General features: G+C 65.6%; 13 protein-coding genes. 11 read left to right on the top strand and 2 right to left on the bottom strand.

Translation table 11 applies throughout. From position 1 onward, the window contains the following. The 7 genes from ACPUD7_RS07075 to ACPUD7_RS07045 form a co-directional block, all read left to right on the top strand. On the top strand, positions 1-242 hold a 242-nt coding region (locus tag ACPUD7_RS07075; RefSeq protein ID WP_425119488.1), incomplete at its 5' end, for a hypothetical protein. A gap of 293 nt (positions 243-535) precedes the next feature. Then, on the top strand, positions 536-1,798 hold the full coding sequence (locus ACPUD7_RS07070) for an MFS transporter (RefSeq protein ID WP_425119487.1): 1,263 nt from the start codon (positions 536-538) through the stop codon (positions 1,796-1,798). 55 nt (positions 1,799-1,853) lie between these two features. After that, a complete protein-coding gene (locus ACPUD7_RS07065) occupies positions 1,854-3,233 on the top strand; it encodes an LLM class flavin-dependent oxidoreductase (protein ID WP_425119486.1) in 1,380 nt (459 codons plus the stop codon). 89 nt (positions 3,234-3,322) lie between these two features. Further along, entirely contained in the window at positions 3,323-4,636 is a 1,314-nt protein-coding gene (locus tag ACPUD7_RS07060) for an MFS transporter (RefSeq protein WP_425119485.1), read from the top strand. Between the two features lie 108 nt (positions 4,637-4,744). Then, the gene (locus tag ACPUD7_RS07055) at positions 4,745-6,226 is read left to right on the top strand and encodes an MFS transporter (RefSeq protein WP_425119484.1); all 1,482 of its coding nucleotides are present in this window, start codon (positions 4,745-4,747) and stop codon (positions 6,224-6,226) included. A gap of 199 nt (positions 6,227-6,425) precedes the next feature. Next, a complete protein-coding gene (locus tag ACPUD7_RS07050) occupies positions 6,426-7,943 on the top strand; it encodes an NCS1 family nucleobase:cation symporter-1 (RefSeq protein WP_425119483.1) in 1,518 nt (505 codons plus the stop codon). 10 nt (positions 7,944-7,953) lie between these two features. Next, positions 7,954-8,691, top strand: coding sequence for an aspartate/glutamate racemase family protein (locus ACPUD7_RS07045; protein ID WP_425119482.1), 738 nt, complete (start codon positions 7,954-7,956; stop codon positions 8,689-8,691). A 67-nt stretch (positions 8,692-8,758) separates the two neighbouring features. On the opposite strand, the gene ACPUD7_RS07040 is transcribed toward ACPUD7_RS07045, so the two are convergent. Then, positions 8,759-9,478, bottom strand: a complete 720-nt coding sequence (locus ACPUD7_RS07040) for a GntR family transcriptional regulator (RefSeq protein WP_425119481.1) — start codon at positions 9,476-9,478, stop codon at positions 8,759-8,761. A gap of 11 nt (positions 9,479-9,489) precedes the next feature. Further along, positions 9,490-11,166: a DUF885 domain-containing protein gene (locus ACPUD7_RS07035; protein ID WP_425119480.1), complete on the bottom strand. Its 1,677-nt coding sequence runs from the start codon at positions 11,164-11,166 to the stop codon at positions 9,490-9,492. 119 nt (positions 11,167-11,285) lie between these two features. Between ACPUD7_RS07035 and ACPUD7_RS07030 the strand changes: the two genes are divergently transcribed. From ACPUD7_RS07030 to ACPUD7_RS07015, 4 genes are all read left to right on the top strand, one after another. Further along, positions 11,286-12,482, top strand: a complete 1,197-nt coding sequence (locus ACPUD7_RS07030) for an MFS transporter (protein WP_135538084.1) — start codon at positions 11,286-11,288, stop codon at positions 12,480-12,482. 153 nt (positions 12,483-12,635) lie between these two features. After that, positions 12,636-13,433 (top strand): carbon-nitrogen hydrolase family protein, encoded by a 798-nt coding sequence (locus tag ACPUD7_RS07025; protein ID WP_425119479.1) that lies wholly within the window; start codon positions 12,636-12,638, stop codon positions 13,431-13,433. A gap of 210 nt (positions 13,434-13,643) precedes the next feature. Next, entirely contained in the window at positions 13,644-14,351 is a 708-nt protein-coding gene (locus tag ACPUD7_RS07020; protein WP_425119478.1) for a TetR/AcrR family transcriptional regulator, read from the top strand. Next, positions 14,348-16,141 carry an MDR family MFS transporter gene (locus ACPUD7_RS07015; protein ID WP_425119477.1) on the top strand — a complete coding sequence of 598 codons (1,794 nt, stop codon included), beginning with the start codon at positions 14,348-14,350 and terminating at the stop codon, positions 16,139-16,141. The genes ACPUD7_RS07020 and ACPUD7_RS07015 overlap by 4 nt, the downstream gene beginning before the upstream one ends. Positions 16,142-16,285: the final 144 nt, after the last annotated feature.

Here is a 16,285-nt window from a genome sequence, read left to right as displayed (position 1 = left end):
CCATCCGCAGCCCTGCACGGGTAGGCACGTTCCCCGTATCGGACGCGGAGCTCACACGGCTGGAAACCATGCTCGCCTGGCTGGATTTTCGGCGCTCTTTTGGCCGGAAAAAAGTTGACAAAACACAGAAGTGGGAGAACGTCTCGCGAAGTGCTTCCGGGGTGACCTGGTTCGCCCTCGACGGATGTGTGGTGGTGGGGTCTGCCAGGATCGTCATTCCTTCACCTCTGCTGCTCTGTTGAGCAATGCTCATCGGAGTTTCCCGCGAGTGCGGGCTCCGGCGCGGATCGCTCGGTTGACTGTCGGTTCTGCGTGACGGCCCCTGTGTGAGGCCGTCGGAGACGATCATCGCAAACTGTGACGCCAGATGCAGCGGTCGAGGTCATATGACGACGACGTGTGACCCCATGTGACGGACGGTGTCGGGTCGTGACGACGTGCACGGCGGACCCCGAGCCGCAAAGCATAGATTGCTCAGCGAAACCGACACTGAACACCGATACGACATGCCCATTCGGGCGCACAGGAGCAGGCCATGACACAGAGTCCGGTCACCGAGCCGATGACGCAGGCCCCGCCTCGGCGGCTGCTGGCGGGAAAGAAACGGGTGTTGGCTTCGGCCTTCGCCGGTACGACGATCGAATGGTACGACTTCTACCTCTACGGCACCGCTGCGGCGCTGATCTTCAATGTCCAGTTCTTCCCCTCCGACAGCGAACTCGGCAGTCGCCTGGCCTCCTTCGCCACCCTGGCGGTCGGGTTCTTCGCCCGTCCGTTGGGCGGCATCATCGCCGGCCACCTCGGCGACCGGGTCGGACGCAAGGCCCTCCTCGTCGTGTCCCTGCTGTCGATGGGCATCGCCTCGACTCTCATCGGGCTGGTGCCGAACTTCGCGACCATCGGCTGGTGGGCGGCCGGGGCCCTCGTCGTGCTGCGTATCGTCCAAGGTCTGTCGGCCGGAGCCGAATGGGGCGGATCGGCGCTGCTGTCGGTCGAACATGCACCGGCACGCAAGCGCGGACTCTTCGGCTCATTCACCCAGATCGGCTCGGCGGCGGGAATGCTGCTGGCGACCAGCGCCTTCTTCCTCGTGCAGAACCTGCTGAGCACGGAGCAGTTCGAATCCTTCGGCTGGCGCATCCCGTTCCTCGCCTCCGCCCTCCTCGTCGCCTTGGGACTGTGGATTCGCCTCGGCGTCTCCGACGCCCCGGAATTCCAAGAGCTCAAGGACTCCGGCCAGGTCGCGAAGGCACCGCTGCGTGAAGTCCTCACCGCCCACCCGCGCGTCCTGCTCGTCACGATCGGACTGCGACTGGCGCAGAACAGCGTCTTCTACCTCATCACCGTCTACATGCTCAGCTACCTGACCGAGAACCGCGGCGACTCGACCTCGGGGGTGACGGCCGTGATGATCGCCTCGGGCATCGGACTCGTCACGGGGCCGGCCTGGGGCTGGGTCTCCGATCGACTCGGCCGGAAGCCGGTGACCATCGGCGGCATCATCGGCGTGGCCGTCTTCGGGTGGCTCTTCTTCGCCTACCTCGAAGCAGGTCCGCTGAGCCTTCTTCCCCTCATCGTCATCCTCGGCATGAACCTCGCCCACGATGCGATCTACGGGCCGCAGGCCGCATGGTTCGCTGAGCAGTTCCCCATCGAGGTCCGCTACTCGGGCGTGAACATGGGCTACCAGCTGGGCACCGTCATCGGCGGTGGAATCATGCCGATGGTCGCAGCCCTGCTCTACGCCGCCGTGGCGGCGAAGGACCCGGCCCGAGAGCTCTCCCGCACCCCGGCCTGAACAGGCGACACACATCTGCACCAGCACCACAAATCACCGACACAGGAGACTCTCGATGACGAAACCGATCCAGCTCAACGCATTCGACATGATGACCCCCGTCCACCAGTCACCCGGACTGTGGCGCCATCCGGAATCGCGCGTCGAGGACTTCACTCAGCTGTCCTACTGGACCGACTTGGCACAGACACTCGAAGAAGGCGGGTTCTCGTCCCTGTTCCTCGCCGACATCCTCGGCGTCTACGATGTCTACGGCGGCAATGCTGATGTCACCAACCGCGGGGGAGTCCAGTTCCCGCTGCTCGACCCGCTGGTCGCCGTGCCCGCCATGGCCGCAGCGACGACGACGCTCGGCTTCGGCGTCACCGCATCGGTGACGTATGAGAAGCCCTACCTGCTCGCCCGCACCCTGACCACCCTCGACCACTTCACGAACGGACGAGTGGCATGGAATATCGTCACCAGCTACGTCGAATCCGCCGCCCGCAACCTCGGGCTGGACGGGCAGATCCCGCACGACGAACGCTACGATCGAGCCGGTGAGTTCATGGAAGTCATGTACAAGCTCTTCGAAGGCTCGATCACCCCCGAGGCGCTCACGGCCGACGCCGAGGAGAACGTCTTCGTCGACCCCGCCGAAGTCCGCGACATCGGCCACGACGGCAAGTTCTTCACCGTGCCCGGTCAGGCGCTCGCCGTCCCGGGCCCGCAGGGCACCCCGCTGCTGTTCCAGGCCGGAGCCTCGAAGCGCGGACAGGAGTTCGCCCTCGACCACGCCGAGGCGATCTTCTTCTCCGGTCCGACACCGCAGATCCTGCGCAGCTGGGTCGACAAGGTCCGTGACGGACTCGAGGAACGCGGACGGGACCGAGACGCCGTGAAGATCTTCGCCCTGGCCACCGTCATCGTCGACGAAACCGATGAAGCCGCAGAGGCTCGGCTGGCCGACTACCGCCGCTATGTCGACACCGAATCCGCGCTCTCCCTCTTCGGCGGGTGGACCGGCGTCGACCTCTCCGGGGCCTCGCCCGACGACACCCTCGAATATGTGGCCACCGATGCCAACCAGTCCGCGCTCGCCTCCTTCACCACCATGGCCGGAGACAAGCCGTGGACCATTCGCGACCTCGCGGAGTTCGTCGCCCTCGGCGGCCGCGGACCGGTCATCACCGGATCGCCTGCCGCGGTCGTCGACGAATTCCAGCGGTGGATGGACGAAGCCGATATCGACGGCTTCAACATCGCGGCCGCCGTCCGACCGGCCGACGCCGAACGTTTCACGAAATACGTCTCACCCGAACTGCGCCGCCGCGGCCTCCTGCCCGAACCCGTCGCCGGAGCCACGGTGCGTGAGCAGCTCACCGGGTCCGGGCCACGACTGGCCGACGATCACACGGGAGCTCGGTACCGCCTCGGGGAGGGTGCGCGCGTCTGACCGCGACGGAGTGAGCCGGGTGCCGGAAGCGGCCGTGGGGCATAATGGTCTGCGGCCGTTTTCCGATCCGTCGACCGAACAGAGACCGCATGAGTGCATCGACGCCGCTGACCACCACCGACAACGCCGAGGATCGCGGATACCGACGCAAGGCGCTGTTCGCCGCCGCCGTCGGCTACGGACTCGACGGCTTCGACCTCCTCATCCTCAGCTTCGCTCTCTCCGGCATCATCGCCTCCTTCGGACTCAGCGACGTCGAAGCGGGATCTCTGTCGACGATCACTCTGCTCGGCGCCGTGGTCGGAGGAATCGTCTTCGGCGCGCTGGCCGACCGACACGGTCGAGTCAGGGTGCTCACGTGGACGGTGCTCATCTTCGCCGTGTTCACCGGGCTCTCAGCCCTGGCCCAGGGGTACTGGGATCTTGCGGCGTACCGGTTCGTCGCCGGAATCGGCATCGGCGGTGAGTTCGGCATCGGGATGGCCCTGGCCGCCGAGGCAGTGCGAGCCGACCAGCGTGCCCGGGCCACCTCATGGGTCGGGGTGGGATTCCAGCTCGGTGTGTTCGCTGCCGCTGTCGTCTCTGCTCCCGTCATCGCCTGGTGGGGGTGGCGGGCGCTGTTCGTCATCGGACTCTTCCCCGCCGTCTACGTCTTCTTCGTCCGCCGCGGCGTCGGCGAACCCGAGGCCTTCGTCCGGGCGCAGGAGCAGACCGCCGAAGCCGACGTCGATGAGGAGGCAGGTTCCGGGGCGGGGCCCGCGGCCTCCTCGCGGGAATCCTCGGCAGCAGTCCGAGAGTCCTTCGCCGCGAAGATCGGCGCCCTGGCGAAAGACCGGGAGACAGTGACGATCACCTTCGCCCTGACGGTCCTCACCAGCGTGCAGAACTTCGGGTACTTCGGCATCATCACCTGGCTGCCGAACTACCTCTCGGAGCAGATGGGACTCGGCATCACGAAGGGCTCCCTGTGGACGGGCGTGACCGTGATGGGCATGCTCGCGGGAATCCTCATCTTCGGACAGTTCGCCGACCGCCTCGGGCGTCGACCCGCCTTCTGGATCTTCCAGTCCGGGGCGATCGTCACGATCCTCGTCTACAGCCAGCTCAGTGACCCGACAGCGCTGCTCGCGGGAGGGTTCTTCATGGGCGCTTTCGCCAACGGCATGCTCGGCGGCCATGGGGCGCTGCTCGCGGAGATGTACCCGACCGAAGTCCGCGCCACGGCCCAGAACGTCATCTTCAACATCGGCCGAGCCCTCGGCGGCCTGGCCCCCGTCGTCATCGCTGTGCTGGCCGGATCCCTGGGCTTCGGATTCGCACTGGCGCTGCTGCCGACCATCTACGTCATCCAGTTCCTCGCCATGTTCCTGCTTCCGGAGAAGCGCGGGCACGCTCTCGTCTGAGCCGGCGTCGGTGAAGAACCGCGGGGGCCGGCCGTGCTCGTCGCATCGGTGACGAAGTGTGACGGCCGGAACCGACCCTCAGCGACGACGGAGTCATACTTGGCGACTGTGACTTCGACAGATCCCGCCGCCGACGCGGCTCAGACAGCATCAGCAGCTCCGGCGCCATCGGCCGCCCAGCCCCCGCGGATCGTGGCCTCCGCCGCCGACATCCACTCGGTCCTCGCCGAATTCGGGTCCCAGGGCACGAAGACGACGGCGGTCATCATCCTCGCCCTCGGCGGCATCTTCATGGACGCCTACGACTTCTCCTCCCTGGCCTTCGGGATCACCGCGATCCAAGAGCAGTTCGGTCTCAGCGGCTTCATGACAGGTCTCGTCAATGCCTCGATCATGGTCGGTGCTGTCATCGGCGCGCTCTTCGGCGGATACCTCGTCGACCGGTTCGGACGCTACAAACTGTTCATGGCCGATATGGTCTTCTTCGTCGTCGCGGCAATCGGCTGCGCGCTGGCGCCGAACGAGTGGGTGCTCATCGCCTTCCGCTTCGTCATGGGAATCGGCGTCGGACTCGACCTGCCGGTGGCGATGGCCTTCCTCGCCGAATTCTCCAAACTCAAGGGCAAAGGCAACCGCTCACAGCGCGTCAACGCCTGGTCTCCGGCCTGGTACTTCGCCACCGGCGTCGGCTATCTCGTCGTGCTCATCATCTTCATCACCCTGCCGTACGACCAGCACACGATCCTGTGGCGCATCGTCGTCGGCTTCGGTGCCGTACCGGCCCTCATCGTGCTCCTCGTCCGTCGCCGCTACCTGGCCGAATCGCCCGAATGGCTGGCCAATCAGGGGGATCTGCGCGGAGCAGTCGAAGTCATGCGCAGCCACCACAACCTCAATGTCGAGCTCGCTCCCGCCGAGGATCGCGAGGCCGCGACCTCGACCGACACAGTCAAGGGCGGACGGTGGAGTGGCTTCGCCGAACTCTTCTCTCCTCGCTACCGTGTGCGCACCATAGTCGCCCTCTGCGTGTCCGTGTTCTCGACGTTCGGCTACAACGCCGTCGCCTACGGCACCCCGCTCATCATCACCACGCTCTTCCATCAGACGCCGCTGATCACGATCATCTCCTCGCTGATCATCAACCTCGGCTTCGGCACGATCGGCGGTCTGCTGGGGATGAGCATCGTCAACCGCTTCGGCACCCGCAGGATCACTCTCGTCGGATTCATCATCCAGGCGGCTTCGCTCGGGCTGCTGGCGATCGTCGGCATCCCGAACGGGGCACTGGTCATCGTCGCCGTCGCCATGCTCTCGGCCTTCGTCTTCGCTCAGGCCGGCGGTCCGGGAGCGAACCTCATGAACTACGCGACGCTGTCGTATCCGACGCGGCTGCGAGGAATCGGCATCGGCTTCAACCAGTCCGTGCTGCGTGCCTTCTCGATCGTCTCGCTCATCATGTTCCCGATCCTCGCCGCTTCGCTGGGCACCGGCGTGTTCTGGATCGTCGCCTGTGCCCCGCTGGCCGGTGCGATCGCCGTCGGCGTCGTCGCCTGGGACCCGACGGCCAAGGACGTCGAAGACGAAGCCTGAAGCCAGTCCGCGCCGCCGAGGCAAACGGGAATGGTATGCCATTCCCGTTTGCCTCGGCGGCACACTTCTCTTTGTGATCTGCATTGCCAATCGCGTGTGAGCCAGGTTACGCTGAACGAGTCAGATTTCGGCACTACAGCGCTGTGTTCCCACTTTTGGTATCCCAGCGTGGGGTGCGTTGGAACCGAGGAGTGGACGCATGAGGAAAACCGAGACGGCGGAGGCGGCAAAGCCCGCACGCCTGGGGCCCAGCCCCGAACAGCTGACAGCGCATGGGATCAGCCCTCGGTTCTACAATGCCGACCTTGCTCCGGCGCGGAAGGAAGGGCGCAGCTGGACGGCGTACAGCGTCTTCAGCCTGTGGGCCAACGACGTCCACTCGCTCGGCAACTACGGCTTCGCGCTCGGACTCTTCGCCCTCGGCCTCGGTGCCTGGCAGATCCTCGTGGCTCTGCTCGTCGGTGCCGCACTGCTGTTCTTCCTGCTCACCCTCTCCGGGTTCATGGGATACAAGACGGGCGTGCCCTATCCGGTGATGAGCCGGATCTCCTTCGGCGTCCACGGCGCGCAGCTGGCCGCCTCGGTGCGCGGAATCGTCGCCATCGCCTGGTTCGGCATCCAGACCTATCTGGCCTCGAGCGTGCTCAACGTTCTGCTGCTCACGATCATCCCGGGCCTGCAGCCGTGGGCCGATGCCGAGTTCCTCGGTCTGTCGGGCCTGGGCTGGTTCTCCTTCTCCCTGCTGTGGATCGTCCAGGTCATCATCGTCAGCTACGGCATGGAGATGATCCGACGCTACGAAGCCATCGCCGGACCCATCATCCTCGTCACCTTCCTCGCCCTGGCGATCTGGATGCTCGTGCGCGTCGACTTCTCCATCGCCTGGTCGACCGATGACGCCCTGTCCGGGTGGCCGATGTGGATGCACATCCTCGGCGGCGGCTCCCTGTGGGTGGCCATCTACGGCACCTTCGTGCTCAACTTCTCCGACTTCACCCGGGCTGCGAAGAAGAAGGGGTCGATCGTCGTCGGCAACTTCTGGGGCATCCCGGTGAACATGCTCGTCTTCGGTCTCGTCGTCATCTCGCTCGCCGGAGCCCAGTACAAGATCGACGGCACCGTCATCACCTCACCGGCCGATATCGTCCAGTCGATCGGCAACCCCGTTCTGCTCGCCCTCGCCTCTCTGTCTCTGCTGCTGCTCACGGTCGCCGTCAACCTCATGGCGAACTTCGTCGCCCCGACCTACGCACTGACGAATCTCTTCCCGCGCCACCTCGATTTCCGCAGCGCGGCGATCATCTCCGCAATCATCGGATTCGTCATCCTGCCGTGGAACCTCTACAACTCACCGGTGGTCATCGTCTACTTCCTCGGCGGGCTCGGGGCGCTGCTGGGACCCCTGTTCGGCGTGATCATGGTCGACTACTGGGTCATTCGCAAGACCAAGGTCAATGTCCCGCAGCTGTACACGGAAGCCAAGGACGGTGAGTACTTCTACCATCGCGGCGTCAACTGGCGAGCCATCGGCGCGTTCATCCCGGCCTCTGTGATCTCACTGGTCTTCGCCCTCGTGCCTGCCTTCGCCGGATTCTCGGAGTTCTCGTGGTTCTCCGGCGCCGCGATCGCCGCCCTCATCTACTTCGTCATCGCCCGCCGCGACTTCACCTTCCGTGAGGTCGACGGTGAGGAGATCGCCGTCCCCACCCAGCACTGATCGGAGCGCCATGAGAATCCTCGTCGTCAACGTGAATACGACGCAGACCATGACCGAAGGCATCGCCGAAGCGGCCCGGCAGGCCGCTTCGGCAGGCACGGAGATCATCGGCCTGACCCCCGAATTCGGGGCGGAATCCTGCGAGGGCAACGTCGAGAGCTATCTTGCCGCCCTCGGTGTCATGGATGCCGTGCTCAAATACTCCGGCCAGTTCGATGCCGTGATCCAAGCCGGGTACGGAGAGCACGGAAGGGAGGGTCTGCAGGAGCTCCTCGACGTGCCCGTCATCGACATCACCGAGGCGGGGGCGGCTCTGGCGCTGTTCCTCGGCCACCGCTTCTCCGTGGTCACGTCGCTCGATCGAACCGTCCCGCTCATCGAGGATCGGCTGCTGCTGGCCGGGCTCGATGCGCACTGCGTGTCCGTGCGGGCTTCGGGGATGGCCGTGCTCGAGATCGAGGAGAATCCCGATGCCGCGGTCTCCGCGATCGTCGATCAGGCCGCCGCGGCGGTCGAAAAGGATCGTGCCGAGACCATCGTGCTCGGCTGCGGCGGCATGGCCGACCTCGGCGAGACGATCCGCGAACGCTGTGCAGTCCCCGTCGTCGACGGCGTCGCCGCGGCCGTGCGTCTGGCCGAATCTCTCGTCGGGCTCGGTCTGAGCACCTCGAAGGTGCGCACCTATGCCCCGGCCCGGAAGAAGCGCCTGAGCGGTTGGCCATTCCCTGAAACGCCCTCGGCCTCCTGAACGCCCTCGGCCTCTCAGCGACCCCGGCCGCCTGTTCGGCAACGGTCTCCTGACTGACCTCGGCCGCTCAGTCGGTCGGGTCCGACTCCTGCGGTGCGGCGGAGGGATCGGCCGGAGAACCGTCAGCTGAGTGGCCGGCCTGGGCCAGCCGTTTCGACTTCTTGTCGTGCTGCTCCTGGCTCGTGCCCAGGTGGCGGGCCGCCAGCGCGCCAGCGAGCTCCTGATCCCGACGGGCGATTGCGTCGAAGAGTTCAGCATGCTCGGTGGCCACGACGTCCAGGTCGTCATGCTGGCTCAGCTGCCAGCGCATCCGCGAATCGAGCAGGGTGCCGATCTCTGCCAGCAGCTCATTGCCGGAGAGTTCGACGACGATGGCATGGAATTCCGCGGCGCACCGGTGGGCTCCGACGACGTCGCCGGCGTCCGAGAGCTCACGGCCTTTGAGCATCGTCGCCTCGAGCCGTGCCAGACCCTGGCGAGTGTGCCTCTGGGCGGCGAGCTCGAAGGAGAGCACGTCGAATACCGTGCGCACCTCGTTGAGGTCGGCGATGTCGCTGGGGGAGAACTCCCGGACCGTCGACCACGTGTTCGGCCGATTCGTCACGAGCCCTTCGGAGGCGAGCTTCTTCAGCGCCTCTCGGATCGGTACGCGTGAGACACCGAGCTCGGTCGCGAGATTGCGTTCGACGAGCTTCTCACCCGGTGCCCGGTCGCCGTCGATGATCTCATTGCGCAGCACCTCGGTGACCCGCACGGTCTCCGAACGCGGAGTTTCAGCAGACGTCATCTCACCTCTTCTCACTGCGTGCGCTTCATCGCACGGCCGAGAGCGTCGAGGCCGACCGAACCGAGACCCAGCGCACGAGTGTGGAAGTCCTTGAGGTCGAAGTCGGCACCGGCGGCGGTTTTCGCCTCGTCCCGGTACTGCTCCCACAGCCGCTGACCGATCTTATAGCTCGGAGCCTGACCGGGCCAACCGAGGTAGCGGTCGAGTTCGAAGGCGAGGAAGGACCGGTCCATGGCGACATTGTCGGTGAGGAACTGCCAGGCCTTCTCTCGGTTCCAGATTCCCCCGCCGAGGCTGGAAGGGGCCTCGAGGCCGAGATGGAAGCCGATGTCGAGAACGACGCGAGCCGCCCGCAGACGCTGCGAATCGAGCATGCCGAGATAGTCGCCGGGATCGTCGAGGAAACCGAGATCGGCCATGAGCTTCTCCGCGTACAGTGCCCAGCCCTCACCGTGACCGGACACCCAGCACATGAGCCTGCGCCAGCGGTTGAGGGTGTCAGAGACGTACGTGGCCTGGCCGACCTGCAGGTGATGTCCGGGCACACCTTCGTGATAGACGGTCGTCTTCTCCTGCCAGGTGGCGAACTCCGTGACGCCTTCGGGCACCGACCACCACATGCGGCCGGGTCGGGAGAAGTCATCGGTCGGGCCCGTGTAGTAGATGCCGCCGGTGGCTGACGGTGCGATCATGCATTCGATCGTGCGCACGGGTTCGGGAATGTCGAAATGGGACTTGCCGAGTGCGGTGATCGCTTCGTCGGCCACCCCCTGCATCCACTCGCGCAGAGCATCGGCGCCCTTCAGGGTGCGGTCGGGATCTCTGTTCAGCTCCTCCATGACCTCGAACAGGTCTGCGCCGGGCAGGATCTTCGCGGCGATCTCGCGCTGTTCGGCATCGATGCGGGCGAGCTCTTCGAGCCCCCAGGCGTAGGTCTCGTCGAAGTCGACTTCGGCGCCGAGGAAGTCCCGGGAGTGCAGCGCATAGGCTTCGCGTCCGCAGGCTTCATTCTCTCCGCCGGCGGGCAGCAGCTGCTCACCGAGGAAGTCGGCAAGACCGGCGGCGGCTTCGCGGGCCGCCTCGGCGTGGGACTTCAGCTCCCCATGCAGAGTCTCGGGGACATCGCCTGCGCCGGTGGCGAGGCGGTCGAAGCTGCTGCCGGGCTCAGCGAGGGCACGAGCCTGTTCGATGACCTTCTCGATCTGTATCCGAGCGGCGACCTGACCGTCCTCGCGTGCCATCACCAGCGACTCCTGATAGCCGGCGAGGGAGGAGGGCACCGCGGCCAGCGTGGTCGCGATGGTCTGCCAGTCGGCGACGGTGTCGGTGGGCATGAGGTCGAAGACGTCGCGGACCTGCTGGAGTGGGGATTCGATGACGTTGAGGCTGGAGTGCTTGAGTCCTGCTTCGTAGCAGTCCCGGTCGACACCAAGGCGATCTCGCATGGCATCGATGGTCACGAGATCGACCTCGTCGAGCTCGGATCCGGCCGCGGCCTCATCGAGTCGGGCCAGGGTCGCGACGGTGACATCGTTGAGCGCGGCGAGCCCGGCGGGGGAGAAGTCATCGAGTCCCTGCTTGCCGTCGAGCCCGAGGTAGAGGGCCAGGGACGGGGAGAGGGCGAGCATGTCATCGACGTAGGCTTCGGCGACCGCGTCGACGGCGGAAGGGGTTCTCTTCTGGGTCATGTCCTCCACCCTATCGCGAGCTGAGTCACATCCGCGGTGGACCCGAGCACAGTCGTGCTCTCGAACCCGCTAGTGTATCTAAGGTCCCGACGCACAGCAGAAAGAGAGGCCGAACTCCCGTGGCACGAGCGAAGCTGTGGACGAAGGACTTCATCGTCGGGATCGGTCTCAATCTGTCGATGTCGATGGTGTTCTACCTGCTCATGACGTCCATGGCCGGATACGCCGTCGCCCGGTTCTCCGCCGGGGAGGCTGCCGCCGGCTTCGCGTCCTCATCGTTCGTCCTCGGTGCCGTGGTCGCCCGTGTGCTCACGGGCAAGTATCTCGACTTCATCGGCCGTCGCACTCTGCTCATCATCACCATGGCGGTCTCGGTCCTCGCCTCGCTGGCGTATATGGCCGCCGACGGTCTCACACTCCTGCTCGTCCTCCGGATTGTGCACGGCATCGCCTTCGGAGCCGGGAACACCGCGATCATGACCGCCATCCAGAGCATCATCCCCGCCTCTCGGCGAGGTGAGGGGACCGGGTACTTCGGGACCGCGACGACTCTGTCGACGGCACTCGGTCCGTACCTGGGGGTGATCATCCCCCGCGAATTCGACTTCGCGATGCTCTTCATCGCCTCGGCGATCATGTCCGTGTTCGCTCTCATCTCCTGTGTGCTCATCCGCCTGCCGGTCCAGGAGCTCAGCGACTATCAGCGCCGGACGAAATGGCAGCTCACCCTCGGCACGCTCGTCGACCGGGACGGTCTGCGCATCGGTTCGGTGATGCTGCTGGCCGGAACCGCGTACGCCGCGGCGCTCGTCTTCCTCGCCGGGTACGCGGCCGAACACGGAGTCGCTGCGGCGGCTTCGCTGTTCTTCGTCGCCTTCGCTGCGGCCTCACTGGTCGCCCGCCTGTTCGTCGGCCGGATGCAGGACGCCTTCGGCGACAATGCGGTGATCTTCCCCGTCTTCATCTGCGATATCGCCGGCAATCTCCTCCTGGCCCTGTGGCCGACGATGCCGGGAATCGTCCTCGCCGGTGTGCTCATCGGATTCGGCTTCGGTTCGCTCATGCCGTGCATGCAGGCGATCACGGTCAAATCCGTGCCGATGAGCAGGGTCCCCGTGGCCACCGCGTCGTTCTTCCTCCTCCTCGACGCGGGCTCGGGCATCGGCCCGGTGGTCCTCGGTTTCCTCTATCCGCTGACCGGAGGCAATGGCATGTTCCTCGTCTGCGCGGGACTCGTCGTCGCGGCCATCGTCGTCTACGTGTGGGTCCACGGACGTCGCCGAGGCGGTCGACCGGGCCGGGAATTCCTCGCCTGACAGGCGCATGTCGCCACCGGGTCCCCGTTCCGGGCTGCGTCGGCAGCCAGGTGAGCTCCGCACGGTTCCGCCGGAGCGAGGGACGAGATAGCCTGAGAGTGAACCGCAGGGAGGGCGCACCCTCCTTCGCACGCCCGTTTCCGGAGGATGAGAATGAAGTTCGCTCTCGCTCAGATCAACTCGACCACCTCGGTGTCCGACAACCTCGAGAAGGTTCGCACCTATGCGCATGAGGCAGCCGTTGCGGGCGCCCGGTTCATCGTCTTCCCCGAAGCCACGATGTCGGCCTTCGGGTCGGGATTGCGCGCCATCGCCGAGGAGAACTCCGAAACCTGGCGGACAGCGCTGCAGGAACTCGCCGTCGATTCCGGCATCACCGTCATCGTCGGCGAATTCGCCACGGCCGCGGACAAGGTCATCAATCTGCTGGCCGTGTACGCACCGAGCGGCGAACGCCGTGGCTACGCGAAGATCCATCTCTACGACGCCTTCGGCTTCAAGGAGTCGGACACCGTCGAGGCCGGAGAGGAGCCGGTCGTCATCGACATCGACGGCGAAGACATCGGGCTGGCCCTGTGCTATGACATCCGCTTCCCCAAACTCTTCGCCGAACTCAGCCGACGCGGTGCCCGCCTCGCGCTTGTCGCCGCTTCCTGGGGCGCCGGTCCGCGCAAGGTCGAACAGTGGGAGATCCTCGCCCGGGCCAGGGCCTTGGACTCGAATATGTTCATCGCCGCCCTCGGCCAGGCCGATCCCGAAGTCACCGGAGTCGAGGTGCCGAAGAAGGGGCCGACCGGTGTCGGGCACAGCCTCGTGTCCGACCCCTTGGGCAAGGTGCTGGTCTCCCTCGACGGCGCCGAACGCCTCGAGATCGTCGACCTCGACCTCAGTGCCGCGGACTCCGCCGCCGAGACGGTCCCTGTGCTGGCCAACGCGAAGCTCGGCTACTGATGCGCATGTCGACCGTGCAGCTCATCCGCTGACGGTTTCGGCCCGTCCCCGAGGCTCGACTCGATGACCGAATGGCCCGACCGGAATCGGCGGCGACCCCGTTCGTCGACGGGGCACTGAATCCGGTTCGCTGCGGGAGCGATGGGAATGTGCCTCAGAACACGTTAGTTGCACTTGAGGCAAAAATGCACTGAGTGCAATACTGGGATCATGAGTTTCAGTTCCGACAAAGAGGAAGCGGCACCGTCCGAAGGGCTGCGTGAACGCAAGAAGCGCGAACGCGGCCAGGCCCTGCGCCGTGCCGCGATCGATCTGGCCCTGGAAAAGGGCTATCACAACGTCACCGTCGAAGACATCTGCGAACGCTGCGGAGTCTCCCGGCGCACCTTTTTCAACTACTACTCGTCGAAGGAAGAGGCCCTGCTCGGTCGCGCCGACACCGTGTTCGACGAAGAGGACCAACCGGCGATCGAGGAATTCGAAGCCGGCGGACCCCACGGCCGTCTCGTCGCCGATCTCGAACACCTGCTGTCCTTCATCGTCGCCACTCGGATGAGCAAACGCGAAGAGATGCACCAGTACCATCTCATGTTCAAACAGGACCCCTCGCTGCTGCAGCTGCAGATGGCGCGGATGGGCAACAACGAACGTCTCTTCCGACGGATCATCCAACGTCGCCTCGACGGCCGGCCCGGCACCGCCTCGGCGTCGGAATCCACGGGCACCGACGAGATCTTCTCCTGTTCGGAGACCGAGGACCAGGACGTCTCGGTGAGAGCCGAAGCCGTCGCCGCCCTGGCGATGATGGCGCTCAAGGCGACCTTCACGCGGATGCGCCGACTCGAAGGGGATCCGGGCCCGGTGGTCGACCGGCTCTTCGATGAACTGCGTGAGATCTTCAAGGAGGACGAAGAATGAGCACGAACGTGCAGCCGGCCGAGAAGTCCCCGATCGTCCTCACGAAGAAGACGATCGTCCTCATCTTCGCAGCCCTCATGGCTGCGATGTTCCTGGCCACCCTCGACCAGACGATCGTGTCCACAGCGATGCCGACCATCGTCGGCGAACTCGACGGTGTCGAACATCAGGCCTGGCTGGTCACCATCTATCTGCTCGCGATGACCATCGTCATGCCGCTCTACGGCAAGTTCGGCGACATGTGGGGACGCAAGATCATCTTCCTCGTCGCCATCGCGATCTTCGTCGTCGGCTCCTTCGGCTCCGGCATGTCCCAGTCCTTCTGGGAGCTCATCGCCTGGCGCGGATTCCAGGGCCTGGGCGGCGGCGGACTGATGATCCTCTCCCAGGCGATCATCGCCGACATCATCCCCGCCAGCGAACGCGGAAAGTACATGGGCCCGCTCGGCGGCCTGTTCGCGATCTCCAGCGTCCTCGGGCCGGTGCTCGGCGGATTCTTCACCCAGCACTTGGACTGGCGCTGGTGCTTCTGGATCAATGTGCCCATCGGCATCATCGCCTTCCTCATCGCACTCTTCGCTCTGCGCCTGCCCAGCCACCGCTCCGACCAGAAGGTCGACGTCCTCGGCATCGTGTTCATGATCGCCGCGACCTCGCAGCTCATCCTCGTCACCAGCTGGGGCGGCCACGACTATGACTGGGACTCACCGACGATCATCGGCCTCATCATCGGCACCATCGTGGCCGCGGTGATCTTCGTCATCGTCGAATCCAAGGTGTCGAACCCGATCATCCCGATCCGGCTGTTCAAGAACCCGACCTTCGTGCTCTCCACGACGATCGGTCTGCTGCTGGGCCTGGGGATGTTCTCCGCGATGGCGTTCCTGCCCACGTTCATGCAGATGGCTGCGGGCACCGATGTCACCGGGTCCGGGCTGCTCATGCTGCCGATGATGGCCGGCGTCATGCTCACCTCGATCGTCTCGGGCATCATCGTGTCGAAGACGGGCAAGTACAAGATCTACCCGCTGCTGGGCACCCTCATCGCCGGGGCCGGGCTCGCGTGGATGACGACGATGACCGCGGACACTTCGATGGTCCTCGTCGGCACGATGATCTTCACCATGGGCTTCGGACTCGGCTTGGTCATGCAGATCATCGTCCTCATCATCCAGAACTCCGTCGCCCCGGCGATGGTCGGCACGGCCACCTCGACGAACAACTACTTCCGGGAGATCGGTGCGTCGGTCGGCACGGCACTGTTCGGATCGATCTTCACCTCCCGACTCTCGGACAAGATCGCCGAGGCGATGGCAGGCCTGCCGGCGGATGCGGCCAATGCCGCGGCGGGCGCTCCCACGACGGATTCGCTGACGCCCGAGTCGGTGGCGAGCCTGCCCGGTCCGATCCACGACCTCGTCGTCAACGCCTATGCCGATGCGCTGGCGCCGTCGTTCTGGTACATGGTTCCGGTCTTCCTCCTCGCCTTCGTCCTCGCCTGGTTCCTCCCGCAGCTCAAACTCTCCGATGTCGCCGGGATGGTCGCTCGCGGTGAGGCCGTCTACGGAGAGGACATGGGCGGAGCCGCACGTGGGGACTCCGAGCCGCAGGGCCAGCAGCGACTGAGCACGATCTCGGTCGAGGAGCAGTCCCGTCCCGCACCCGGGGCCGAGACCGGCACGATCCGGGTAGCACCCGACACCGGTGCGCTGGGGACTGAGCCCGGCACGACCCGGGTGGCACCTGAGACCGGCGCGGATCCGGCTAAGGAACAGTACCGCCTGCGATAGTCGCGGAGTGTCGGCCCTGGCCGACCGGCGGCACCGAAAGGACCGCTGCGCGTCGAGCGGACCAGTTGCAACCGGTCCGCTCGACGCGCAGCGGTCCTTTCGGCGAGGCTCGTTCCGAGATGCGGTGCCGGCGGAGACACTGAG

This window comes from Brevibacterium sp. FAM 24630, from assembly GCF_049804075.1.
Classification (GTDB): Bacteria; Actinomycetota; Actinomycetes; order Actinomycetales; family Brevibacteriaceae; genus Brevibacterium.
The sequence above is the reverse complement of the archived record's forward strand: the minus strand, read 5'-3'. Positions and strand labels throughout refer to the sequence as shown.